Below are 24,655 nucleotides of genomic sequence, written 5' to 3' on the forward strand. Positions count from 1 at the left end.
AATTTCATTTGTTATTATGAAGATACTCTAGATGAGTCTTTGCTCATCAACATTATCTAGTTAAAGGGGTCTGCCGCGGGAAGCAGATCCCTTTAACTTTATTAAAAATTATCCTTTTCATTTGGACGCATTTACCAGGTTATTTCGAAAGAATTTTATGCTAATATTACGTAGTCGAGTCCGACATCTCGGCAATACCCTTTTGAGGTCCTGCAATTTCCCTTGCAGGACCTCTATTATTTTAAAATTCTTTTGATTCATATATATCATAAGTGCGTTTTTCATTCCCCTTCAACTTTCTCCTTTTCCAACTCTCAAAAAAACTCTTGGACACGTAACTTAAAAATAACGTTTATCATATTGTGAGATATACATGTTCAAAGGAGTGTAACTATTTATGTATACTTATTGGCAATCGTATTACTCCCCTTATCATATCAATAATGGAAACTTCGATTCATTTGTACGAAATTACCGAGTTAGTAAAAACGAAAACTTTTTAAAAGGATATATGCGTTCTTTATGGGAACAACACGTCACTTGGACGCGATTAGCCATTATAGGCATCATCTTTAACTTGCCAGACGTAAACGTTACTGTTGGACGTCTTCTACAAAATGCAACACATATGGGGCTTTCACTTGAACCATTCTACGGAGAAAATGCAGTAAAAAAATATAGTGCATTAATTAAAGACCACTTAGTAATTGCTGCTGATCTTGTTAAAGCCGCAAAAGCTGGCGATCAAAACGCAGTAGCCGCTATAGAAAAGAAGTGGTACGCTAATGGTGATGAAATTGTTGAGTTTCTAACCAGTATCAACCCATATATAGAAAAAGAAGAATTTAGAAAAATGTTTTATGAGCATTTAGCGTTAACGAAAGCGGAAGCACTCGCCTTCCTAAATAAAGATTATGATGCCAGTGTAAAACTATACGATAAAATTGAAAAAGAAGCATTAGAAATGGCTGATACTATAACAGATGCAATCGTAAAACAATTTCCGCAAGTATTTCAATAAAAATAAGCCGATTTGAAAAAACAAATCGGCTTATTTAGTTTTCTATCAATGATATTTCACCACTCCTCTTTACATTTAACGTATATCGATATATTTTATTAATATCCGTTTTTTATAGGAGGAAATAGTTTGATTAACGCCATTGGTCTCGTATTTATCCTCACAAATAAACACGAGAAAAAGAAGAAAGTTTATCTGAATGAAAAATTCGCATTAATAGACATTATTGATTCTAAGGAAGTATTTGATGATGAAGGTAACTCATTAGTAGAACTAACATGTAAATACAGTATATATTTAGATGAAAAATACTACTGTAAATCTCTCGATGATTATACCGGACAAGTATTCCCCTTCTTAAGCGCTAAAATAGGAAAAGGACTTCTTAGAAACTTAAATTATTACTTTTCTTACGTTGATGCCTATGATAAAAAACCACCTGTTAAGGAAATAAGACCTCTTATGAAACAAGTAACTAACAGATAGCGCTAATTGCCAAAAAGAAAGTATCTAACTTCGGATGCTTTCTTTTTTGAATCACTTGATCGCTAACTTTCATCCTCTTCTAAATATATGTATCCAAGCATACTTTAAAATAAAAACATTGGAGGATTAAGCTGAATGAAATATTCAGAAACAATCGTAAGTAAACGGCTTCGAAAACTTAAAACAGCTGGTATGTTTTTTATACTATTTTTAATCGCATGGCTTGGATATACAAAATTCCTTTATGGAAATGGTTTTCTTATAGAAAAGAAAAATTCAGTTGAAGTAATGAATACTAACGTTACTGGAGAAATAGAAAAGAATTTCGATGTAAACTTACAAGGTTATCGTAAAACGAGCCTTGATATCGTAATAGATGCAAGTAAAACCGATCCGAGCGAACTATCATTAATTGAGCTCATCAATAAATCTTGTTCACGAGATTGCATAGGTGAACCCATAACATATGTGAACTCAAACAATGGTTATATCTTTTATAAGGAATCTAACGGAACTAATGTAACTATAAAGATTAAAAAGCAAGATACATGGGAAATTGTAAAAAAATCCGTTCAAAATGGAATCTAAAAGGTTCATACAAAAAAAGAGTACTTACTTCTAAGTACTCTTTCAAAAAAATTACCACTTACGACATTTATCGTCATCATCATCACGTTTACGATTGCAACGACATTCATCGCAATCACAATGATGTTTACGTTTACAACGGCAATCGTCACAATCTCTACGTCTGCATCTTCCAAACATTAGATCATCCCAAAATCTATTACAATCCCGGAACTGTCTACAACGACAATTATTTCCCATGAATATGATTCCCTCCTAATACATAATAGAATTCCTCATATTCTATGTTTAAAAGGATAAAATGGCTTGTTTACTAGTCTAATTAAAATGTATAAATGTGATGTAATTTGAATCAAATACTAATTCATGCCTACATTTCTTGCTGTGCTTCCACAGCCCCCTTCAACCTCTGCAACATATACCCAATCCCTCTAGATATGTAATGAGAAATGGCTATATTACACGGTTTATAGATGGGTTCGGTTTAACTAAGCGGATAAATTTATAGGATTTGCGACCAAAATGTGACCGCTATTCAAATAATAACTTGCTATTTGACATAATTATTTCCATTTTATTTTATATAAAGATTACTATACTAATCTAAAATTTCTGTGTTTACATTTTTTCTTTTTATCTCATAATTTTAATTTGGAAAAGGGACTTCACAGTAATTTCTCCTATTATATATATAAATCATGTTTAGTTGAATTAGTTTGATTTTATAAGGAGCCGAAAACCTCTAAATGTTTATTTTATAATTACATAATTAATCCTAACATCTCCAAAAATTGATATAATGATACAGTTATTAATAACCATTAGGGAGATATACAACATGAACTATACAAGTATGCCAAAAAGAATAGGTATGGTTAAGCGGACTCCATTCGCTTCGGTACCGAAGAAATTCAACGGTATTGGTAAGATTGTTAAAAAACAAACAAAAGTGGAGCGCCCTACATTAACCCAAGACGAACAAGAAATTATTGAAAACAAGTTATTATGTTCATTTCTTTCTGAAGAGAAGATGTTGATTACTTATTATAGAGATGGTCATTTACTTAATAGATATATGACTGTAACTGACATAAATCCGATAAAGAATTTAATAACTTGCACTGATGCATCTTATAACAGAATCTTCCTTAAATTTATAGATATAATTGATTTGAGATAAAAAACATACAGTTTTCCAAATATAACCGGGAATAAAAATGAAAGAATCTTGTATTCTAAGTTAAATACAGACAGAGCAAGAGTGTAATTTCTTATGAGAGTTAGCAAGATAAAGGCTGTTTGTTATGGTTATCGAATACAAACTCAATAGAGAAAGCAGAGGAAGCAGTTAGATAAATTCATACCACCATTTACCACCTGGTCTAGTATCCATCCACCAAGTAATCTTATCTAACTCTGCATTAGGTAGGACATCGGTTTGGATATAACATAGTCCAGAAAGTGGATCAACATTAACATTACCTTTTATTCCTCGTTCTGCCATAGCTTGAATAACTTCATCTAAGGAGTTAGTACCGAATCCACCTGACTTAACGTATTGATATCCACCATTAGAACCGCCTTTTTCTCCACCATCCCCAACAGTTTGTCCCGTTAGAGCGTTAGGAATCCTACTTTACTTTTTAACTCTCCGTTATATCCTGCTGCGCTTCCACAGCACCCTTCAACCTCTGCAACATATACCCAATCCCTCTACATCCTTCTAATGGATATGTAATGATTTCTTCTGGATATAACTTCGTCACTACTTTTTTATGCTTCTTGCCTGCAAGTAAGACAATTTCATCAAACTGAAGTAAGTCTTTTTTAATCATCTGTTTTTGTAATTGTTCTATACTAATAATCTCATTACTCTTTGAATCAAATGCAAGATCATAGTTTTCCTTTACAATATCATTTGGTCTTAAAAATCCATGCTTTGCTGATAATATAACCCAGTTCTCGAAAAACTCAGTTGCATACGCCTGACATGCTTTTCCGAATGGACTAATATATACATCTTTTGCCTCTGCCTCTCCAGAATATGGGTACTTATCCCAAATCTTCTTCTTTCCGCATGGAATTATGCATAACCTTTTCATCATTATTTCTTACCTCGCTTCTATCTTTCTTATGAAATATCAATTTTTCAGTACATTTTTTTACAGAATACTATATAATAATCTCGAAAGATAAAATTACATTATCTTCTATATTTAGTTTGATTTAGAACAGTCTATTAAGCATATGTATTATTACATAAACACACCGTACTAAAGTCACTTTCATACAGCATGCATACACCTCATCCTTTAGTGAATTTGTAAAGATTTCGTAAAATCAAGTACACTTAATCTCCCAATCGCTATTCAATAGTACAATATATAAATGTATTATAAAAAGGAGGTGAACAACTATGAAAAATATACTCCCAGCATTATTAGCTTATATTATTGTTTGTATCATCGCGATTATCATTCCAGCATCTGACGGCTATAATACTGTAGGTTGGAAATTCTTTGTTGGGCAAGCGTACGCAATACCTATTTTCATTATTGCTGCTATTATTACATTTTATATAAATAAGAAACGATCTTATGAATAAACGATAAGTAGGATAGCTATTGCTATCCTTTTTTATTTCCCATCTGTAATTTTATAATAAAAAAGGACAAGCAGCCACTCCGGCTACTTGTCCTTTCTGTTTATCCATACTCAATAATATTAAGCTTGGAATGTTTCTGTTAATACAGGAACGATTTGTTTTTTACGAGATACAACACCTTTTAAAGTAGCTGTGTTATTTTGTAATGTTACGTTGTATGCTTTCTCAACAACGTTTGCTTCTTTACCGATCGCAAGGCCAACAGAATCGTTAGTTAAGATGTCAGTTACAACGAATAAGAATAGGTCTAAACCTTTTTCTTCTACTACTGCAGAAATAACTTTTTCAAGTTCCGCTTGGTGTACAAGAACGTCGTTTGTATCAACAGCGTTTACTTGTGCGATTTCAACTTTCGCGTTACCCATTTGGAATTCTTTAGCGTCAAGGGAGATTAATTGCTCCATTGTTTTTCCGCTTAAGTCAGCACCAGCTTTTAACATTTCTAAGCCGTAGCTATCTGCATCTACACCAGCGATTTCCGCTAATTCACGAGCTGCTGCTACGTCTTGTTCTGTGCAAGTTGGAGATTTGAATAGTAAAGAATCTGAAATAATTGCAGATAACATTAAACCTGCAACTTCTTTACGAATTGCAACACCATTTTCTTTGTACATTTTGTTTAAGATTGTAGCTGTACAACCAACTGGCTCACAACGGTAGTATATAGGATCGCTTGTCTCAAAGTTAGCAATACGGTGATGGTCAATAACTTCTAACACACGAACAGATTCGATATCGTTAGCACTTTGTTGGCGTTCGTTATGGTCAACTAAAATAACGTTGTCCACTTCGTTTGCTACTGTCTCAACAAAACGCGGTCCTTCTACTTTAAAAGAGTCTAACGCAAATTGAGTTTCACCGCTGATTTCGCCTAAACGTACAGGCTCAGCATTCATTCCTAATTCTTTTTTCAATTCTGCATAAGCAATCGCAGAACAAATTGCATCTGTATCTGGGTTTTTATGCCCGAAAACTAGTACTTTTTCCATGTTTTCCACCTCTTCATGAAAAGGATATCTTAAAGAAGCAAATATGACAATATTTAAAGCGTATTTTTTTATAAATAATTGCAGTTTCTTCTATATTTTTCATCGTTTTCACAAAAAAAGACCATCTAAAATATTTTAGATGGTCAAAGGTTATCTTTTCGTTAAAATAAAGATGGAACTTGCACTACGTTATTAACTGCGAAATTGGCAAAGGCAGTCTAATTATCGAATAGCCCTCTTCCTCTCAGATTTGCGGACACAGGCTCCTTTCCTATTTCACGTGCCCATATAGATAACTGGCCGATATGGTGGATTTCGTGGACAATGACATGACGTATTATCTCTCCGTGTGTACATTCAATGACTCGGCGCCTAATTGGTGCGTCTCTAGAGCTAATCGGTTCTTCATTGAAATCAGTTTCTGAAAGTTTCCGAGAATCCATTTCATTTGTCCAAGATGTCACAAATCGCTTCACTTTCTCATGGTATTGAGCTGAAAGATTTTTCACTTTTTGCAAGCTGGCATACTCTTCAAACAACGGCTCCTCAAGCACTGGTTCACCTCGCAAACCTAAGATCCACATATATTCCACATCTACAATGTGAAATAAGGTATGTAGGATACTGCCGAACCCACCGAACCGTTTCTTTAATAGTTCTTCATCCGGTATGTCTTCGCACAATGTAAACCAATCATCACGAACTTGCCAATTATATTGAAACAGTTTCAACATCACAGCAACCTCCATCTTTCAGATTAACATTTAATATTCACCAAAAGACTTCAAAATCCCTATTTAAATAATAACTCTAAAAAACCTATTAAAACCTTCTACAAACTGGCTCTTTAATTGAACATTCCAGATGAAGTTAAAGGGTCAAAAGAAAAACACTATTGTACAGGGTTTTATCAAACTTTATTTTAAATTATCAATCTTTTTTACAAATCAATACACAGACATAATAACAAATATGTCGTTTGAAATTATCTCCCTTTTTAAATAAAAAACTAAATCATTTTATAATAAATAACCGTTGCATCTAACTCACCATTTGGAGAAATCGCATACCCTGGTATTTTGCCGGATTCTTGATAGTCTAATGACTTGTACAATCTATTGGAAGGATCTCCTTCTCTAGTATCTAACACTAAAAGAGACCTATTTTCTTGCTTTGCTCGTTCCTCTGCTTTTTGCATAAGTGAACGTCCAATACCGTTACGTCTAAAGTTTGGATGAGTCATTAACTTACAAATTTCAGCTCTATGGATCCCGTTCGGCTTTGTAACTAGATGTAGTTGAACACTGCCTGCCACTTCATTGTTTATTTTAGCAACATACAATATCACTTCTGGTGCTAATACAGTTTGCCAATACTTCGCTGCTTCTTTTTCTTCTAGTGGAGGTAAAAAACCTATTGACGCTCCATCATCTACTACAGTTTTCAACAGTTCAGAAAGCTCTTCAATATCATTTTCTAGTTGCTTACGTTCTTCAATTACTATACTTCGCATTCCTTTTCCCCCTTTTGTTTCATTGTAGCAATTTTTAAAGCAGGAATAATGAAATTCTAAGATGAAATTATTTAAAATATGATTTTTTAGAGAAAGGATAACTATATGAAATATATATTAGATAGGAAATATGCAAGAGAATTGCTGGATTGGGCATATGAAGAAAACCCAGGTCCGTGGTTCGAACATTCACGTAATGTTGCCCTTGCAACTGAAAACATAATTGTAAAATTTATTAATAATGGGTACGACCTGGATGCTGACATAGCATACAATGCTGCCCTCCTGCATGATATAGGAAGGTATAAAGGTTTTACTAAATCTGTTATTCATTCCTATGATGGTTATATGTATATGAATGATTTAGGGTATACAGGAAACGCCATTATATGTGTGACACATTCATTTCCTTGCAAAAATGAGCATATAGATATCGCAGCGGAGTGGAGCCTTGTTCCCGATTATATGGAAAGCCGGTTAATTGAAATATTGAATGAAAATAGTGACTACGACTTATACAATAAGGTTATTACCCTTTGTGATGCACTTGCTGATGCGGAAGGCTTTACTACTCTTGAAAAAAGATTGATTTCAGTTGGTTTACGACATGGAACAACCTCTCATACCTCTTTACATTGGAAGGGATTCTACACAATTAAGAATGAATTAGAATCTTTAATCGGTAAGAGTATATACACACTTCTCCCTGATGTAGAGAAATCGATTTATAAAAATATAGAATATTAAAATAAACGAAACTTAAAAACGATAGAATTTGTATTTATGATTCTAAAAAACTCTTTGAAAAGTGGAGGGATAAATTATTAGTAAAATGGGATTTGACTTGATAGAACATAAAGATAACTTTGATTTTGGATATGAAGATATAGTAAGTATATCTAGCAGATGTAAATTTTCTAACTGTTCGCATACTAATGAACCACACTGTGCAGTTCAAAAAGCTCTCTCTGACGGAATTCTTTCTGAAGAAATATTTAATAATTATTATAGAGATATAAATGAGGCACAATATGTTTCTGCACAAAATAATAAAACAAAAGCTATCGATTATATGAAACAACTGAAACTCTTTCAAAAAAATTAGGCTAAAATAAAAAGCTCTCCTTACAAGCTTATTTTAAGGAGAGCTTTCTCATGTTTAATGAATTTGATTTTTCAATTCCACCATACACTCTTGCACTAAAATCATTGCTTAGCACTTTTCAGTTCTCCTGAAATTGCATCTAAAACACAACAAGCTTCTAAAATCACTTTACTAAGATCAGCCTTTTTGTTTACGACCAAACAAGGACCATATATAACCCTGATTAAAGATTGAATTTTCAGTTTTTTAATACTAGAAATTTGCATGTTTAAAATTTAACACTATCATCCGCCGATACTTTTTCTTTAGAATTTTTCCTTTCAACCTCTTTACTCCGCTCTTCCCAAATCGTTAAACCTTCAATTCCTACTTTTTTAGGATCAAAAACAGGATCTTTTCCTTCTTTTTTCTGCGTTTCATAATCTTTTAACACTTTTAATGCAGTTTTGCTTAACAATAGGATTGCTATAAGGTTTAACCATGCCATACTACCAATTCCTAAATCTCCGAGGTTCCATAAAAACGAAGCTGATTCTACACTACCGATGTATACCATAATTAAAAATCCAATTTTTAATACTGGTTTTAACCAGCTATATTTGAGCCCACCATCTAAATAAGTAAGCGTCGTTTCAGCGATATAGTAGTAAGCGAGTAAAGTTGTAAATGCGAAGAAGAAGATTGCGATTGAAATGAACATTGGACCAAATCCAGTCATAACAGTTTCAACTGCTTGTTGTGTATAAATTGGACCTGCTTCCACATTTCCTATATTCCGTACAATTGCGCTTTTCCCTTCAGGTATAACATTATACATACCTGTTATTAAAATCATGAGAGCTGTTGCTGTACATACTACAATTGTATCGATATATACAGAAAAAGCTTGAACTAACCCTTGTTTTGCAGGATGCGATACTTCAGCAGCTGCAGAACTATATGTTGCTTCTCCTACACCCGCAACGTTTGAAAATACTGCACGCTTTACTCCCCATGCAATAGCTGCCCCAACGATTCCTCCAAACATTTCATTTACACCAAATGCACTTGAGAAAATTAAAGCAAACATACTTGGAATTTCCGTTACATTCGCAATTAATACGATACATGTAACAATTACATACCCAATTGCCATAAATGGAACTAACATTTGTGAAACACCTGCAATTCTCTTTACTCCACCAAAAATAATCGCTGCCAATAATACAACTAAAAATATACCAGTTATATATTTACTAATGCCAGAAGAGTTTTCAAATCCAACCGCGATACTACTTGATTGAATCCCTGGTAATAAAACGCCATATGAAAGTGTTACAACCACCGCTACAATGACCGCAAACCATTTCATTTTCAAACCTTTTTCAATGAAATATGGTGTACCACCGCGGTATTCATTTCCTACTTTACTTTTATATACTTGTGCTAATGTTGATTCAACAAATGCACTAGCCGCTCCTAATAGAGCCATCATCCACATCCAAAATACAGCTCCAGGTCCGCCAAAAGCGATAGCTGTCGCGACCCCTGCGATATTCCCTATTCCAACCCTACCTGATAACGCCAAACAAAATGCTTGAAAGGATGATATCCCAGTCTCTGAGCTCTTTCCTTCAAATAATAGTTTAATCATCTCTTTAAAATAACGAATTTGTAAAAAACGAGTTGCAATTGTAAAATACACTCCTGCTCCTAATGCAAAAACAACTAAACCAATACTCCATACTTGCCCTACTAACCATTCTACTAATTTCTCCATCCAAATCCCCCTTATAATTCTTTTGAAAAAGCAATTTTATATATAAGAAAAAGGACAACCTTTATCCTACCTACCAGTTGTCCGCATCTCTTACTATATTTCATCATTCTTTTATCCCGCTATTTGTGGGTAGTATGATTCCCACCTCATGCGTTGAACACAGAGGAAGTAAGGTGGAAAATCACCTACCCGTAAATGCCTGATTGGTTCAACTACTATTCAGCAGGGATGAAAAGACTCCCGACTGAATAGAGTATCACTTAATATTTACCCAAACACTTTTCACTTCTGTATAGTTATCAAGGGCGTATGAACCTAATTCCCGTCCAACACCAGATTGCTTATATCCACCAAATGGTGCAGCAGCATTTTCTAAGTTATAATCATTAATCCACACTGTTCCTGCCTTTAATTTATTGGCAACTTGATGCCCTGTTTTAATATTTTGTGTCCATACACCCGCAGCAAGCCCATATGAAGAGCGATTCGCTCTTTCAATTACTTCTTCTGTCGAATCAAATGGAAGTACAACGACAACTGGTCCAAAGATTTCTTCCTTAACAATTGTCATATCATCAGTAACATTTGTGAATACGGTTGGCTGTACAAAATAACCTTTTTCAAATGCACGTTCACCGCCAGCTGCAACAGTAGCACCTTCAGCTTTTCCTTGTTCAATGTAATTTAGCACACGCTCTTGTTGTTTTTTAGATACGAGCGGTCCCATTTCAGTTTCCGCCTCCATACCTGCCCCAAGCTTCACTTCATTTGCCATTTTTACAAGTTCATTTACGACTGTTTCATAGTGCTTTCGATGAACGAAAACTCGAGATCCTGCGCTACAATTTTGACCATGATTATACATAATTCCTTGGAACGCACCGTTAATCGCTTCTTCTAAGTCAGCATCTTCTAAAATGATGTTTGGTGACTTACCACCAAGTTCTAGTGTTACATGTTTAATTGTTTCTGCAGATTGACGCATAATATATTTCCCTGTAACTGTTGAACCTGTGAAAGCTACTTTATCAATATCATGATGGTTTACAATTGCCGATCCTGCTTCTTGGCCGAAACCTGGTACAAAGTTTACAACACCGTTTGGAAAACCAGCTTCTTTAAAAAGCTTCGCTGTATATAGTAAAGATAAAGGTGTTTGCTCTGCTGGTTTTAATACAATCGTACAACCTGTCGCAAGAGCGGCTCCCATTTTCCAAGAAGACATAACGAGCGGAAAATTCCATGGAATAATTTGACCTACAACACCAACCGGTTCATGGCGTGTGTAATTTAAATAATCTTTTGAAATCGGAATTGTTTGCCCGATAATTTTTGTAGCCCATCCCGCGTAATAACGATAATTTTCTACAGTTGCTGAAATATCATCATCAAGTGCTACTTGATATGGTTTTCCATTGTCTAAAGCTTCTAGCTGTGCTAATTCTTCTCTATGCTCTTCAATTAAATCTGCTAATTTATAAATAAGATGTGCTCTTTCAGCAGTAGTCATCTCTGCCCACGGGCCTGATTCAAAAGCAAATCTCGCCGCTTTTACTGCGATATCAATATCTTCTTCTTGTGCTTCACATACGACGGCTAGCACATCTTCTGTCGCTGGATTGTATGTTTCAAATGTCTTTCCACTAATAGAAGGAACAAATTCGCCATTAATAAACATTTTAATTTCTTCATTTAAAAACGCTTTCACTTTTGGTTTCAACTCAATGTTTGTCGTTAACATATATGCTCTCCTCCTTGTTTAAACAGCTGCATGAGCTGCAATTTTTGATAAAATCGTTTGAAGCTTTTGATCTTCCTCTTCAGTTAATCCTAATCTCGGATAACGAGAAGGTCCCCCGGCTTGTCCGTGTAGTTCCATTGAACGTTTAACGATTTGTACATATTTCCCTGATCCTTCAAGAAACTCACAAAGTGGTAAAATAGCATCGTTCATTTCCCACGCTTTTTCTAATTCACCATTTTGAAAATGCTCATACATTTTCGTAACGAGACCTGGAACGATATTTCCTGCTACCGAAACCCATCCCGAGGCACCAACTAAATAAGATTCCATAACTAAATCTTCAGACCCACAGAAGACTTGAAAAGCACCTTCGCCTTGTCTTACTAAATCTCTCGCTTTGCGAATATCTCCGCTAGACTCTTTAATATGTGTAACATTTTCACACTCTTTTCCAATTCGAAGCATAAGCTCTGTACTCATATCAACCCCAGAAGTAAATGGATTATTGTATAACATAATTGGTATGTTCACAGCGTTTGAAATTTCTTTAAAATGAAAATAGATTTCTTCTTCTTTCGGTTTACAATAATACGAGTTTATAATTAGTGCACAATCTGCTCCATGTGCTTCTGCATGTTTCGTATACTCAATCGTTTCTTTCGTCGTCTCCGCAGCAGTTCCAACAATTACTGGAATACGGCCATCAACTTCTTTCAATACTGTTTCTACCATTCTAAATTTTTCTTCTTTTGATAAACTTACAAACTCTCCTGTACTACCGTTAATGATAATACCCGCAACCTTTTGATCAATAAAGTAGTTTACATTTTGTTTTACCCCATTCCAATTGATCTCTTGAAACTCATCCATCGGTGTTATTAATACTGGAAATGCCCCTTTAATTTTTTGCATATTTATCTCTCCCTTTAATATTTTATTTTAATAAGAAACCTGTCGGAAACGGATCCGTAGGGTCTAATAGAAACGTCTGCATCCCTGTAATAAACCCTCTACTTTCAAAACGGAAAATGTATCCCGTTTCTTCCTTCTTCACTTTTTCAACTGTTATAAAGCTATTAAATATACTTTCATTTTTAAAAGGTTTATCCGTTATAAAATCATTTTTAAATAAAGCATGAACATAAGACACAATTGTAGAAACAAATCCCGGTGAACGCACAATAAAGTTATCTTCATGAAATGTAATTGTCTTTATATTGTTCTCTTCTTTTTGCAATGAATCTACTAAAATAAGCCTTTTAATTAGAGAGTGTTTTTGTATGGCCTGAAGTGTAGCTTCTCCCCATTTTTTCAATTCAGAAATGTTTTCAATACGAATTTCTGGTGATTTCGTATCCTTTTCTACAACTGCATATACTTTATCTGCCTGTATAAGAGAGTAACTTATATTACCAATCTTTAAGTCTTTCTCAACCATGTAACATAGTTTGCTTTCAAACGAAACAGATATAACTTCATCATGCTCTACATATGCATGAACTGAAAAAATACCAGATAGCGTTTCAATTTTGTATTGATTAGACTCCCTCTTTTTTAAATATCCACTTTCTAGTAACATCGTTATTACGGCGACAATACCACCATAATGAAGAGGGATTGATCCTTCATGATTAAAAAACAATACAGCTGCATCCACTTCCTTATGAATAGAAGGAACGACAATACATCCATTTAAACCGATAAAACCACGTGGTTCATTTAATAAAAGCTTCATTTCTTCTGCTAATTCTCCTGAAAATTGTTCATTTAAATGTTCTAAACTGTAGTAGTATTTGCATGGTACGTCTTTCATTACACGAAATGCTTCGCCAGCTACGTGCACATCTACTGCTGTATAAATTTTTTGAATGTTCATTTTACATCCTCCGTTTCATGCTCCATCGGCGGAATTAGCAAAAAGCCTTCTTTAAGCGGATCCTTTTCATTGTAAAAAAATCTATGCATTCCCATAAGCCAAGCTGATCCCGTAATCTTCGTTACTACAGCTTCAATATTTTCGACATATGTTGTATTCATGACACACCCTTTAAATAGAGAACCTACAATACTCTCATGAACGAATTCTTCATCAATGTCGATTTTTTTATGAGCGTATAATACAGCTAACTTCGCTGATGTTCCTGTACCACATGGAGATCGATCAATTCCTCCCGGCGGAACAACAACTGTATTTTTCACATGCGCACTTTCATGAGTAGGATCTGTATAAAATTCAACATGTGTTAATCCTCTTATAAACGAATACTGCGGATGAATGATTTCAAACTTCTCATTAATTGTATTTCTAATATGAATCGCCTTATCAATGATTGTAGATGCGTTTTCTGGTACTAACTCTAGACCTACTGACTTCGCATCGATAATGGCATAAAAATTCCCTCCATACGCAATATCAGCCTCTACAGTTCCAATTCCATCGACGTGTACAGAAATATTTTTCAGTAAAAAAGCTGGTATGTTACAGAAGGAGACTTCTTTCGCCTTACCATTTTGAACAGTAATATCTACTTCAACTAAGCCAGCTGGTGTATCTAGCTTTAAAGAAGTAACCGGTTCAATTACAGGAATTAAACCTGATTCAACTAAAGCTGTACATACACCAATTGTATCGTGACCACACATCGGTAAATATCCACCTGTCTCTATGTATATAACGCCTATATCAGCTTCCGGATGACACGGATCTGTTAATAGTGCTCCCGACATTACATCATGGCCACGCGGTTCATTCATTAACAATTTTCGAATCCAGTCATACTCCCTTTTCATATGTAACATCTTCTCTGACATCGTCTCTCCAATTAACTTAGGAAGTCCGCTAATTAATGTCCTCGTTGGATTCCCGCCTGTATGTGTATCAATTGTCGTAAAAACTCTTTGTGACCTCATCCGTTTAACACCCTTTCTGTAAAACGACTCAAACGAAGTGGTTCAATAGGAATGATTGTTTCTTTTTCATTTAATAACTCTTCAATCACTTTCCCGGTAACTGCTGCAAGACTAATTCCATCACCTTCATGCCCTGCTGCTATAAAGTAGTTCGGAATATGTTCCACTCGTGAAATGATCGGCAAATGATCTTCTGTCCACGGGCGTAAACCAGCATATGAACGAATCACCATCATATCTGCCATTTTCGGATAAAAACGAATTGCTCTATTCGCAATACATTTAATAACCTCATTGTTAATCCTCGTATGAAAGCCTACAAACTCTCTACTACTACCAATTAAAAAATTTTGGCTTTCTGTCGGTTCAAATACAAGTGCCACCCCGTATTTTTCAGTTAAAGCATCCACTTTTCGTTTTCCGCCAAATTTAGAAATTAAATAACCAAATTCCATTACTTTACGGCAACCTACGTGTTGTTGCCTTGAAGCTACAATAATATGTCCCTTTCTCGGTTCAATTGGGATATTCACATCTAACATCTGTCCGATTTTAGGAGCCCACACACCGGCTGCGTTCACCACTTGCTTCGCAGTAAACGTCCCATTTGTCGTTTCTACAATAAAGGAACCATCTATATCTCTTTTCATTTCTTTTACTTCTGTATGATTAAAAGCTTTTGTACCAAATTTCTTCGATTCTGCAAGAAGTGAAAAAGCAAGAAGATATGGATTTACAGTCGAATCCGTTGCACATTCTAAACCACCCAATAAATCATCTGCAAAAAATGGTGATTCTTCTTTTATATCTTGCCTATCAAGCATTCGAAACGGTAATCCAGCTTCTTTTTGACGATTTACCCATTGCTGTGCTGCCTCCATCTCTTCGTCTGACTCACAAACGAGAATGCTTCCTGGTGCCCTATATTCAAATGAGTGCTCCAACTCTTCACTTAGTTCTGTTACTAATTTTTGACTTACTAACGACATTTGGCTATCAAACCCTGGGTCCTTATCAATTGCTAAAATATTCCCGTCACACCGTGAAGACGTTCCACTGACAAATTCTCCTTTTTCAATGATCGTTACGTCTCTTCCGTATTTTGAAGTGTAATAAGCGATAGAACATCCTATAATTCCACCGCCTATTATTAAAACGTCACAGTGCCTCATATATAGCACTCCTCCTTTCTCCTAAATCTCTCACTTTTTATTTATGCAATTGGTGTGCCAACTCTACATACAGAACTATTTATATGAAATATTTTTTATTTGTAAAAATATTTTAAATTTATCGTAAATAGGTGTATTATTTCTTTATCACTGTCTAAATTTTTATACATACCAGGAGGACACTATGACATTTTCATTTCCAACAATAAAAGAGTTTATAAAAATTTTATCAATTGATCGTACAAGCACCATTCAGCACATGAAACAGGAAGGTAAAAATTTTTATTACCTTCCTTCATCTACTGAAGAATGTAGTTGCGCAGTTATTTATGAAGAGGACTCTTTCACTACGTTAATCGAAGCTTTTTCTAACAATTCGGCAGTTGTAATTGTGAACGAAAATCTAGATCCTATATGCTGTGTAACTGCTCAACAAATGATTCCATTTCTTTATAAGTCTTACAATGATCTGCTAGCTTTTTATAACACTGTCATTCAAACGACTGATTCTTCTGTTACCGTCATTGATGAGAAAGAATGCGTTCGTACGTGGACAGATGGCGCTGAAAAAATATTTTCAGTCAAACATAACGAAATTATCGGACAACCGATTACACGTTTTTTTGATTATAAAGATTTAGAAATTTTACAATCATTACATGACGGAAAAAGCATAATCGCCCAGTTCCATCAGCCTCGTCCGGATTTGTTCGTATTAATTAATTCAAATCCAGTTTATTGTAACAATGAAATTATAGGAGCAGTCGTTTCCGAAACTGATGTTACAAATCAAGTCGCTTTGAATGAAAAACTATTTAATATGTCGCATGAAATGCACCGATTAGAACAAGAAGTAGCAAAATATAAAGATACATCCGATCCTTTCCTTGCGATGAATGGAAAAAGCCCTGTTATACAACGAACGATTCAATTAGCTAGAAAGGTTTGTTCAGTGAAATCCACGGTTTTAATACTCGGCGAAAGCGGAGTTGGAAAAGAAGTGTTTGCGAAAGCAATTCATGAAGCAAGTGAAACAGCAAATGCCCCTTTCATTTCAATTAACTGCGGTGCAATTCCTGAAGCGTTATTTGAAAGTGAATTATTCGGTTACGAGCGCGGGGCGTTTTCTGGTGCAAATAGTAAAGGTAAGAAAGGAAAAATAGAGCTCGCGCAAGGCGGTACTTTATTCCTTGATGAGATTGGAGAAATGCCGCTTGATATGCAAGTGAAACTTTTGCGTGTACTGCAAGAACGAAAGTATTACCGAGTTGGTGGAGAAAAAGAAATAAATATTGATTTCCGCATTATCGCTGCTACAAATCGTGATTTACAAGAAGAAATGAGAAAAGGAACTTTTCGAGAAGATTTATACTATCGCTTAAACGTAGTAAGCTTGCATATTCCGCCACTACGCGAAAGACGCGAGGATATTATCGAATTAACCTATTCCTTCTTAAACGATTTTTCAATAAACTATAACAGGCCTATTCGCGACTTACCTTCAAGCATTATGCATGAACTGCTTCATTACAATTGGCCTGGTAATATTCGCGAGCTCCGCAACGTAGTTGAAAGACTCGTCGTATTTGCGACAGACGGCATTATAAAACAAGAATATTTACCGTTTCATACAAATGATACCTTAGACAATCATACGGCTCATTCCCTATTACTCAGCAATAATAATACGATTCTTTCTTTACAAGAAGAAATGGATGAGCACGAGAAAAAGGTAATTGAAAGAGCTTTACGCATTTTAGATGGTAATAAATTAGAATGTGCGAAACAACTTGGGGTAACGAGGGCCACTTTATATAACCGTTTAAAAAGACTGGGGTTACAATAACCCCTTCTCCTCCTCTATGTTGGCATAGTTATTGCATAATAATTTGTGTAAACCGAACTAGAGGAGGAATACATATGACGAATAAAGAGAATTTAATTGTTTGTCGTTGTGAAGAAGTTACATACGGACAACTTCAATCGACAATTGCTGAATATAATTGCTCAGCTCGTGAGTTAAAACTAAGAACGCGTGCTGGTATGGGTTTTTGCGGGGGACGTACATGTAGAACAACACTAGATCGAATGATCGAAAACGCTAACCCTGGTACATCTCCTGACGAGATTCCATTAAAATATCAACCACCAGTGCGTGCAGTTACTTTTGGGGCGGTAGGTGAAAATAAATGAATAGAATTATAAATCACCCTATTTTAGGTAGTTTAAATAGTAGTCAGCGTATCAATTTTCAATTTAATGGTCAACAATATGAAGCATATGAACATGAAACGATAGCGGCCGCTCTACTTGCAAACGGAATAAGAACGTTAAGAGTCCATGAAGATAGCGGGACGCCGCGAGGTATTTATTGTAATATCGGACATTGTTCTGAATGCCGTGTGACAGTAAACAATCAAACGAACGTACGAGCATGCTTAACAGTTGTAGAAAACGATATGGTTGTTGAAAGCGGAAAACAGCATCCAAATATCGTGAGAGAGATGGTGAAAAAGCGATGATTGATGTAATTATTATTGGTACAGGACCAGCAGGATTATCAGCTTCCATCTCTTGTGCACGTTTTGGACTTAACGTACTTGTTATTGATGAATTTATGAAGCCGGGCGGGAGATTGTTAGGACAGTTGCATCAAGAGCCTACTGGGGAATGGTGGAACGGAATAGAAGAATCCAAACGCCTTCACGAAGAAGCAAAATCCCTTTCAGTCGATATTCGGTGCGGTGTTTCCGTCTATAATTTAGATAAAGATGAAAGTTCTTGGTTCGTGCATACAAATATCGGTACGTTAGAAGCACCGTTCGTACTAATTGCTACTGGGGCTGCTGAGTATTCTATTCCCCTTCCTGGCTGGACACTTCCAGGAGTTATGTCAATTGGAGCAGCTCAAGTTATGACAAATGTTCACCGCGTGCAAGTTGGAAAAAAAGGAATCATAATTGGCGCTAACATTTTGTCTTTCGCCATTTTAAATGAATTACAATTAGCCGGAATTAAAGTAGAACATATTGTACTTCCTGAAAAAAGTGAGCTAAGCCAAAAGGCTGGTGAACCAGAAGAAGTTTTGAACTCTCTTTTAAATGCAGCTCACCTCGCTCCTTCTGCTTTTCTGCGTTTAGGTAGCCGTTTTATGAAATATGATTGGATTCGAAAAGCTGGATTAACCTTCTATCCAAATAACGGAATGAAAATAAACGGGACGCCGCTTCATCTTCGTAAAGCTGCGCTTGAAATTATCGGAACAGATCAAGTTGAAGGTGTTCGTGTTGCTAATATTGATTCTAACGGAAATGTTATTAATGGATCAGAAAAGATATATGAGGCTGACTTCGTTTGTATTGCCGGAGGTTTATATCCGCTTGCTGAGCTTGCCGCTGTAGCGGGATGCCCATTCCATTACATTCCTGAACTTGGCGGGCATGTTCCGCTTCATTCAGAAGAAATGGAAACCCCTCTTCCCGGTTTATTTGTAGCTGGAAATATTACTGGAATTGAAAGCGGAAAAATCGCAATGGCGCAAGGAGCTGTCGCGGGTCTATCTATTGCTAAACATGCAAGTGAGAAACGTGACGTAGTCGACCAACAATTACAACAAGCAATGCAAAACGTTCACTCTGTTCGTCAAAAAGCAGCGATTCAATTTAATCCAATGATTGATGTTGGTAGACGGAAGATGAATGAACTTTGGCGTGATTATTCTTCTACATATGCACATACTAAAAAGAGCTGCTGAGATTACTCTCAACAGCTCTTTTCACTACTCGTCCGAGTTATTAAATTTCGCTAATGCGTAAATGCCTTCTTCATCATCTAATTCAAGTTGCAATCTTGCAGCAAATGAATTGACGTTGTATTCTCGATCAAGTAGTAAGCGTAGTGCTTCGATTAAGTTTGCTTGAATTAAAATTTGCTGGCGACCATTTACCTCTACTTCTGCAGAGAAACCGTAGTCATCATCATACATTAGTTCAACTGAAACTTCTTCTGGACCAACTTGTCTTTTTTCAGCGATATATATACAAAGCGCATTTATAAGCTCTTGTTCAGAAATTTTTATTGTTTCCATGCTACTTCATCTGCCTTTTTCTTACGTTGATCTTTGAAGTATTTAAATGCACGAATTGCTAACATTACGATACCAGCCATTACTAACATATTTACCATAAACGCTAATACAGAACCAAGAGCTCCCATATTTGCAAATAAGCTACCCATTAGTAAACCACCAAGACCACCTAGTAATAAGCCTTTCATAAAGCCACCTTTATTACTTTTTGGTGCTGTGTTTGTTGCTTTTGTTTTTGAATCTGTTGTCGTTTTTTGTGAATTTACATTAGAATCTTTTTTGTTTAAATCAACTTTTGAATTTTGACCAGAACTTGGTGTATATGATTTTTTACCAGATTTGTAACTTTTCGCTTCCGCGTGATTTACGAACATAAAGCTACTAGCCCCAAAGATAACCATGAATGCTGTCATTACTGCTACAAGTTTTTTCAACATATTATATCCATTCTCCTTTTATATAGATATATGTGAAATCTACCTTTCTTTTAAAACAAGAATGATAGATTTATTTTAAAACCTTTTTAAAGGTTCTTATGAACTCATTATATGAACTTTTGTCGAAATATGCAAGTATTATTTACTATCGACAATAATTCCATAACAAAGGAAAAATTAAGAAAAACGGAATTGACTTTAAATGAAACAAAACATATTATAAGTTCATAAGAACTTTTTATAATTTTGGAGGTGAAAAGATGGAAACATTTCATCTCACACGAAACGAAATGGCAACGCTCCTTCTATCACTTAGAGGATGGAATCCGAAAAAGCCTCTTAGCATTTTACAAGAAGCTTGGGCAAAGTCACATAAAAAAGATATTGAAAGCGGACAAAGCGTTACAGCTTTTATTACAACCGCACTTTCACCTATTTTTGAAAAATTAATTAAAATCGATGATACGGATGTCGGTTTTTCTTTAAATGAAATAGTTGCGCTTGGTAATCAGATTGAAAACACAAGTTTCTCTGTAACTGCTATGCAAAACTGGGTGAAACGAGATATAAAAGAAATGATTGGCTCCCCTCAAAAAGGGAAGAAATACTCAATCGAACAAGCAGCCTTATTATTCATTGTTGAAGATTTAAAAACAGCGCTTGATTTTGAATCTATTCGCAAACTATTACGACTTATCGTAAATGACCCGGCCGATCGAAGTGATGATTTAATTAACCCCGTTCATTTATATGTAGCTTATTCTTCTTTATTTGAAGAACTAAATCAAGGGAACTGCTTACAACTAAATGCAACTGATACCATTCATACGATCGAAAATATTGTAAAAGAAAAAGCTGATAAAATTGCAAGCAAGTTTGATCAAATTAATAACGAACAACGCGAAGCAATTCGTAACGCTATTATTATTGCTACCCTATCTGTACATACCGCATATGTACAAATGCTAGCGAAACGTTATGTTTCAGCAACGTTATTTTTACAAAATTTAGACGTGAAACCGTAAAAAGAGGAGCCATAGTTTAGGCTCCTCTTTTTGTATTTATAAAAGATAGTATATGAAATATCGATGTTGCAACTAGGAATAGCAAACCCTCCTCCCTATTTTTACTACATATAAAATGAGAAACTTTTAATACTCCTTTCATTTTCTCTTCATGAAAACTCAATTTATTTCCTTTATTATAAATACGAGAGATAAAAAGTATTGAAATAGCAATCCCCTATGTAAATAAGGTATAATTTACACATAGTGAACCTTTTATGTTGTTAAACAAAAGATTCACTATATTCAAAAATCCATGAACTAGAAGGTGCAACAATGTTAAGTAGTTTTATTCATTCAGTATTAACATTTTTTGAAGGATTAGGTTATTGGGGCATAATGCTTGGACTTATGATTGAAATTATCCCAAGTGAGATCGTCCTAGCTTATGCTGGATACTTAGTATTCAATGGTAGTATCTCATTTGTAGGCGCAGTTATATTCGGTACAATTGGCGGTGTTATTGCCCAAATCTTTGTTTACTGGATTGGTCGATATGGTGGTCGCCCTGTATTAGAACGTTACGGTAAGTATATTTTCATACATAAAAAACAAATGGATGCTGCTGAAGATTGGTTTAATCGTTACGGAACTGGCGTAATTTTCACAGCGCGCTTCATTCCGGTAGCGCGTCATGCGATTTCAATTCCTGCTGGTATCACAAAAATGCCATTACTACGTTTCACTACGTTAACAGCACTTGCGATAATCCCTTGGTCTATCATTTTCATTTATCTAGGTGAAAAACTAGGTGAAAACTGGGAAAATATTAATGAAATTGCTGGACCGTATGTGAAATCGTTTGCTGTCGGTGGCGTCGTACTTATTCTTTTATATTTCGTAATAAAAAAGTGGACAAAAAAACGTAAACAGCTTGCTTAAGATTATAATAAAACCGCTATAAATTCATTTAGAATTATAGCGGTTTTTTATTATAGGCTTGTTTATATATTATAAATTGCATTATTTCTTCTTTATGTTTTAAATCATGTTGAATGAGTGATGAAAAATAATCGTTTAATCTCACTCTTTTCGTGCCGAATTGGTAGTCATCTTTAAAATTCCGGGCAGAAATTTGGTTAATTTGATCAACTAACTGTTTACGAGTAAAGCTAAATTGATCTATTAGTTCTTCTTTTGAAATACCAGACCTTGCATATTTTATTGCACCCTTATTCATTTCCTCAACATCTGTTGGAACGTTAGGTACAGATTGTACACTTATAAAATATGGAATTCTATACTTCATTAAAAACTCATCCCAAACGATAAAATGTGAAATTACATCCGCAATTGCCCATGAACCTTTTTTAAATGGTTGAAACCATATATCCTCCGATATTCCATTCAATGTTTGGCACCATTCTATTAGACTTAACTTTTCTTCCAGAATCCTTTCTTTCTCCATAATGCACTCCTCTTCCACACTAATAATTCATTCATATTAATGATTTCTAGACATTTCATTAAAACCCTCCAGTTTAAGATTTACTTGGATAAGTTACAATTCATTTGTAACTTCGTATAGTAACTCAAAAGGAGTGATTCCCCTGTGCATTGGCATCAAAAAGTACCATACTTAATCGGACGCCCTATCGGCATTTCCTTCATGAATGGACAAGGAACTTCCGGCGTTTTATGCGGTGTACAAAATAATCAATTATTTGTTTACGAATACCTTTACCAAGCTCAATTTGCAATGAAACATTATGATTTTAGACAAATTCAAGATATACACGCCTTTCCAAATTGCCCGCACCAAAATCCTTTATATTAAAAAACAGGAACGGCTTTATCGCCATTCCTGTTTCCATTGTTTATACATTATTTTTCAGAGTAAAACTTCTGCACTGCTTCATCAAAATAGATCCAGCCTTTCCAGCCTAAATGAATTGTATCTTTTAAGAAATACTTATCATATTCATGGCTAGAAAAATCAACTACTGGGTATCCTGCTTTTTCGACTTGATCGCGAACCTTGTTATAATACACATCACGGCGTTCTTTTGGGAAACCAGCGTAATCATACCACGGTCCGTTTACAGGCACAGAAATAAAGAGTGGTTTTACATTTTTTTCTTTGAAAAGATCTAAAACAATTTGTAAGTCATCATATTCTGGTGAATCATCATACGATTCATTTGCTCTAAAGTTTTTTAAACCTTTTAATTTTTTCTTTAAATTATGTTTATAGTAATATGGATTTTCAATTCCGAATGTATTTGTTGTGGATCCTACTTTACCTTCTTGTTCCGCATGTTTACGTGCATCTTCCCAAGAAAGTGAACGTAATCCCATATTTGTTTTCTCTTTCATCGGTTCGATTTTAAATAGAGAGTTAAATAGATCTCGATGATCTAAAATATTCCGGTACATATACGCTAGCGGTTTAGCTAATCCAGCTTTTATGTTATGTTTTATATCGTTATACACAATACTTTCTAGTGAGCTACTTAATATCGCATCCTTACGAACTACTTTATAATCTAGTAAACGTTTCGCAATTTTCTTCTTCATATCAGGATTTATTTCATCATTAAAGATAAAATGATATGCTTGTTGTTTAGAAAAATTATTTAAAAAGTCCCCTTGTGATACACCAGTTTTTGTAAACCATTGTGGTGAAAGAACAAACACTACCTTTTTATCTTCTAATTCATCCATTGTTGACGTCATATTTAATATATGAGCCAAACTTTGCGTACCGCCAGTCCCCATTAAAAATGGTGTAAAGCCAGCTGGATTTACTTTAAAATAGTTAGACGGATGATATGCATCCATTCGTAAAAACTCTGATGAACCATACATCGGTAAGTACTGCGAATTCTCTAACATTTTCTGTTGCAAGAAAACACTTTGTAATTTCTCTTTTTGCAAGGAAGTTGCCGCATCTTCAACCTTCTTATCGCTAATAAGTGATACTAAACTTTTAGATGGGATAAGCAGAACAATGAAAAAGAGTAGACACGCTATAATAATTGGACCAAAAGCATGCTTCATCTTCATCGTTTATTCCTCTTTCTATTACGAATAAATTGTAACCCTTGTTTATGACACGTCATCATTTCTCTCCTTTTTCTCTATACATGTTCCATTCTATTTATCTATTATATAC

At 35.0% G+C, this 24,655-nt stretch carries 29 protein-coding genes and 1 pseudogene; 14 read left to right on the forward strand and 16 right to left on the reverse strand.

Features of this window, described 5'->3' with window-relative positions; genetic code table 11:
* Window positions 1–397 precede the first annotated feature (397 nt).
* From V7038_RS13195 to V7038_RS13205, 3 genes are all read left to right on the forward strand, one after another.
* Window positions 398–1,021 carry an acetylglutamate kinase gene (locus V7038_RS13195; protein WP_070139403.1) on the forward strand — a complete coding sequence of 208 codons (624 nt, stop codon included), beginning with the start codon at window positions 398–400 and terminating at the stop codon, window positions 1,019–1,021.
* A gap of 129 nt (window positions 1,022–1,150) precedes the next feature.
* Window positions 1,151–1,507 carry a hypothetical protein gene (locus V7038_RS13200; RefSeq protein WP_000606233.1) on the forward strand — a complete coding sequence of 119 codons (357 nt, stop codon included), beginning with the start codon at window positions 1,151–1,153 and terminating at the stop codon, window positions 1,505–1,507.
* Window positions 1,508–1,642: 135 nt separating this feature from the next.
* Complete coding sequence (locus V7038_RS13205) at window positions 1,643–2,095, forward strand: hypothetical protein (protein ID WP_070146585.1); 453 nt, start codon at window positions 1,643–1,645, stop codon at window positions 2,093–2,095.
* A 51-nt stretch (window positions 2,096–2,146) separates the two neighbouring features.
* On the opposite strand, the gene V7038_RS13210 is transcribed toward V7038_RS13205, so the two are convergent.
* The gene (locus tag V7038_RS13210) at window positions 2,147–2,335 is read right to left on the reverse strand and encodes a hypothetical protein (protein ID WP_081338489.1); all 189 of its coding nucleotides are present in this window, start codon (window positions 2,333–2,335) and stop codon (window positions 2,147–2,149) included.
* 598 nt (window positions 2,336–2,933) lie between these two features.
* Between V7038_RS13210 and V7038_RS13215 the strand changes: the two genes are divergently transcribed.
* A complete protein-coding gene (locus V7038_RS13215) occupies window positions 2,934–3,275 on the forward strand; it encodes a YolD-like family protein (RefSeq protein WP_002110308.1) in 342 nt (113 codons plus the stop codon).
* Between the two features lie 168 nt (window positions 3,276–3,443).
* Here V7038_RS13215 and V7038_RS13220 read toward each other — a convergent pair.
* Window positions 3,444–3,716, reverse strand: a pseudogene (locus V7038_RS13220) (N-acetylmuramoyl-L-alanine amidase C-terminal domain-containing protein); the annotation flags it as partial.
* 22 nt (window positions 3,717–3,738) lie between these two features.
* Window positions 3,739–4,197 (reverse strand): DUF6884 domain-containing protein, encoded by a 459-nt coding sequence (locus V7038_RS13225; protein WP_070146599.1) that lies wholly within the window; start codon window positions 4,195–4,197, stop codon window positions 3,739–3,741.
* 314 nt (window positions 4,198–4,511) lie between these two features.
* On the opposite strand from V7038_RS13225, the gene V7038_RS13230 reads away from it, so the two are divergent.
* Entirely contained in the window at window positions 4,512–4,700 is a 189-nt protein-coding gene (locus tag V7038_RS13230) for a DUF4017 family protein (RefSeq protein WP_000789863.1), read from the forward strand.
* 119 nt (window positions 4,701–4,819) lie between these two features.
* On the opposite strand, the gene ppaC is transcribed toward V7038_RS13230, so the two are convergent.
* From ppaC to V7038_RS13245, 3 genes are all read right to left on the reverse strand, one after another.
* A complete protein-coding gene (gene ppaC, locus V7038_RS13235; RefSeq protein ID WP_002200235.1) occupies window positions 4,820–5,749 on the reverse strand; it encodes a manganese-dependent inorganic pyrophosphatase in 930 nt (309 codons plus the stop codon).
* 218 nt (window positions 5,750–5,967) lie between these two features.
* Complete coding sequence (locus tag V7038_RS13240; protein WP_070146586.1) at window positions 5,968–6,483, reverse strand: DinB family protein; 516 nt, start codon at window positions 6,481–6,483, stop codon at window positions 5,968–5,970.
* A gap of 275 nt (window positions 6,484–6,758) precedes the next feature.
* Window positions 6,759–7,262 carry a GNAT family N-acetyltransferase gene (locus tag V7038_RS13245; protein ID WP_070146587.1) on the reverse strand — a complete coding sequence of 168 codons (504 nt, stop codon included), beginning with the start codon at window positions 7,260–7,262 and terminating at the stop codon, window positions 6,759–6,761.
* A gap of 105 nt (window positions 7,263–7,367) precedes the next feature.
* On the opposite strand from V7038_RS13245, the gene V7038_RS13250 reads away from it, so the two are divergent.
* Window positions 7,368–8,009 (forward strand): HD domain-containing protein, encoded by a 642-nt coding sequence (locus V7038_RS13250; protein WP_070146588.1) that lies wholly within the window; start codon window positions 7,368–7,370, stop codon window positions 8,007–8,009.
* Window positions 8,010–8,094: 85 nt separating this feature from the next.
* Window positions 8,095–8,367: a hypothetical protein gene (locus V7038_RS13255; protein WP_070146589.1), complete on the forward strand. Its 273-nt coding sequence runs from the start codon at window positions 8,095–8,097 to the stop codon at window positions 8,365–8,367.
* Between the two features lie 268 nt (window positions 8,368–8,635).
* Here V7038_RS13255 and V7038_RS13260 read toward each other — a convergent pair whose 3' ends face one another.
* The 6 genes from V7038_RS13260 to V7038_RS13285 all read right to left on the reverse strand — a co-directional run bounded on the left by V7038_RS13260 (window position 8,636) and on the right by V7038_RS13285 (window position 15,952).
* Window positions 8,636–10,126: an alanine/glycine:cation symporter family protein gene (locus V7038_RS13260; protein WP_070146590.1), complete on the reverse strand. Its 1,491-nt coding sequence runs from the start codon at window positions 10,124–10,126 to the stop codon at window positions 8,636–8,638.
* A 256-nt stretch (window positions 10,127–10,382) separates the two neighbouring features.
* Window positions 10,383–11,867, reverse strand: a complete 1,485-nt coding sequence (locus V7038_RS13265) for an aldehyde dehydrogenase family protein (RefSeq protein WP_070128476.1) — start codon at window positions 11,865–11,867, stop codon at window positions 10,383–10,385.
* A gap of 18 nt (window positions 11,868–11,885) precedes the next feature.
* Window positions 11,886–12,782: a 4-hydroxy-tetrahydrodipicolinate synthase gene (gene dapA / locus V7038_RS13270; RefSeq protein WP_002110323.1), complete on the reverse strand. Its 897-nt coding sequence runs from the start codon at window positions 12,780–12,782 to the stop codon at window positions 11,886–11,888.
* Between the two features lie 22 nt (window positions 12,783–12,804).
* Window positions 12,805–13,746, reverse strand: coding sequence for a proline racemase family protein (locus V7038_RS13275; RefSeq protein WP_002110325.1), 942 nt, complete (start codon window positions 13,744–13,746; stop codon window positions 12,805–12,807).
* The gene (locus V7038_RS13280; RefSeq protein WP_002110328.1) at window positions 13,743–14,780 is read right to left on the reverse strand and encodes a proline racemase family protein; all 1,038 of its coding nucleotides are present in this window, start codon (window positions 14,778–14,780) and stop codon (window positions 13,743–13,745) included. Before V7038_RS13280 ends, V7038_RS13275 begins: the two co-directional genes overlap by 4 nt.
* Window positions 14,777–15,952: an NAD(P)/FAD-dependent oxidoreductase gene (locus tag V7038_RS13285; protein ID WP_002110330.1), complete on the reverse strand. Its 1,176-nt coding sequence runs from the start codon at window positions 15,950–15,952 to the stop codon at window positions 14,777–14,779. Before V7038_RS13285 ends, V7038_RS13280 begins: the two co-directional genes overlap by 4 nt.
* Window positions 15,953–16,136: 184 nt before the next feature.
* Between V7038_RS13285 and V7038_RS13290 the strand changes: the two genes are divergently transcribed.
* The 4 genes from V7038_RS13290 (at window position 16,137) to V7038_RS13305 (ending at window position 19,706) form a co-directional block, all read left to right on the forward strand.
* Window positions 16,137–17,798, forward strand: coding sequence for a sigma-54 interaction domain-containing protein (locus V7038_RS13290; protein ID WP_002110331.1), 1,662 nt, complete (start codon window positions 16,137–16,139; stop codon window positions 17,796–17,798).
* Window positions 17,799–17,872: 74 nt separating this feature from the next.
* Entirely contained in the window at window positions 17,873–18,145 is a 273-nt protein-coding gene (locus tag V7038_RS13295; protein WP_002065856.1) for a (2Fe-2S)-binding protein, read from the forward strand.
* Window positions 18,142–18,474: a (2Fe-2S)-binding protein gene (locus V7038_RS13300; protein ID WP_002110336.1), complete on the forward strand. Its 333-nt coding sequence runs from the start codon at window positions 18,142–18,144 to the stop codon at window positions 18,472–18,474. The genes V7038_RS13295 and V7038_RS13300 overlap by 4 nt, the downstream gene beginning before the upstream one ends.
* Window positions 18,471–19,706: an NAD(P)/FAD-dependent oxidoreductase gene (locus V7038_RS13305; RefSeq protein ID WP_335470486.1), complete on the forward strand. Its 1,236-nt coding sequence runs from the start codon at window positions 18,471–18,473 to the stop codon at window positions 19,704–19,706. Before V7038_RS13300 ends, V7038_RS13305 begins: the two co-directional genes overlap by 4 nt.
* A 24-nt stretch (window positions 19,707–19,730) precedes the next feature.
* Here the strand turns inward: V7038_RS13305 and V7038_RS13310 are convergent, their stop codons facing one another.
* Together V7038_RS13310 and V7038_RS13315 are read right to left on the reverse strand one after the other, a co-directional pair.
* Entirely contained in the window at window positions 19,731–20,039 is a 309-nt protein-coding gene (locus tag V7038_RS13310; protein ID WP_002110338.1) for a YxcD family protein, read from the reverse strand.
* Entirely contained in the window at window positions 20,027–20,476 is a 450-nt protein-coding gene (locus V7038_RS13315) for a hypothetical protein (protein WP_070128484.1), read from the reverse strand. Before V7038_RS13315 ends, V7038_RS13310 begins: the two co-directional genes overlap by 13 nt.
* 260 nt (window positions 20,477–20,736) lie before the next feature.
* Between V7038_RS13315 and V7038_RS13320 the strand changes: the two genes are divergently transcribed.
* Window positions 20,737–21,501, forward strand: coding sequence for a DUF1836 domain-containing protein (locus V7038_RS13320; RefSeq protein WP_002110340.1), 765 nt, complete (start codon window positions 20,737–20,739; stop codon window positions 21,499–21,501).
* A 315-nt stretch (window positions 21,502–21,816) separates the two neighbouring features.
* The gene (locus tag V7038_RS13325; protein ID WP_002110341.1) at window positions 21,817–22,422 is read left to right on the forward strand and encodes a DedA family protein; all 606 of its coding nucleotides are present in this window, start codon (window positions 21,817–21,819) and stop codon (window positions 22,420–22,422) included.
* Window positions 22,423–22,456: 34 nt separating this feature from the next.
* On the opposite strand, the gene V7038_RS13330 is transcribed toward V7038_RS13325, so the two are convergent.
* Complete coding sequence (locus V7038_RS13330) at window positions 22,457–22,948, reverse strand: DinB family protein (RefSeq protein WP_070146591.1); 492 nt, start codon at window positions 22,946–22,948, stop codon at window positions 22,457–22,459.
* 144 nt (window positions 22,949–23,092) lie between these two features.
* On the opposite strand from V7038_RS13330, the gene V7038_RS13335 reads away from it, so the two are divergent.
* Window positions 23,093–23,317: a hypothetical protein gene (locus V7038_RS13335; protein WP_002110344.1), complete on the forward strand. Its 225-nt coding sequence runs from the start codon at window positions 23,093–23,095 to the stop codon at window positions 23,315–23,317.
* Window positions 23,318–23,364: 47 nt separating this feature from the next.
* Here V7038_RS13335 and dltD read toward each other — a convergent pair whose 3' ends face one another.
* Window positions 23,365–24,546 (reverse strand): D-alanyl-lipoteichoic acid biosynthesis protein DltD, encoded by a 1,182-nt coding sequence (dltD, locus tag V7038_RS13340; protein ID WP_335470492.1) that lies wholly within the window; start codon window positions 24,544–24,546, stop codon window positions 23,365–23,367.
* Window positions 24,547–24,655: the final 109 nt, after the last annotated feature.

Origin of the sequence: Bacillus sp. JJ783 (assembly GCF_036963225.1) — a bacterium.
Taxonomy (GTDB): domain Bacteria; phylum Bacillota; class Bacilli; order Bacillales; family Bacillaceae_G; genus Bacillus_A; species Bacillus_A cereus_U.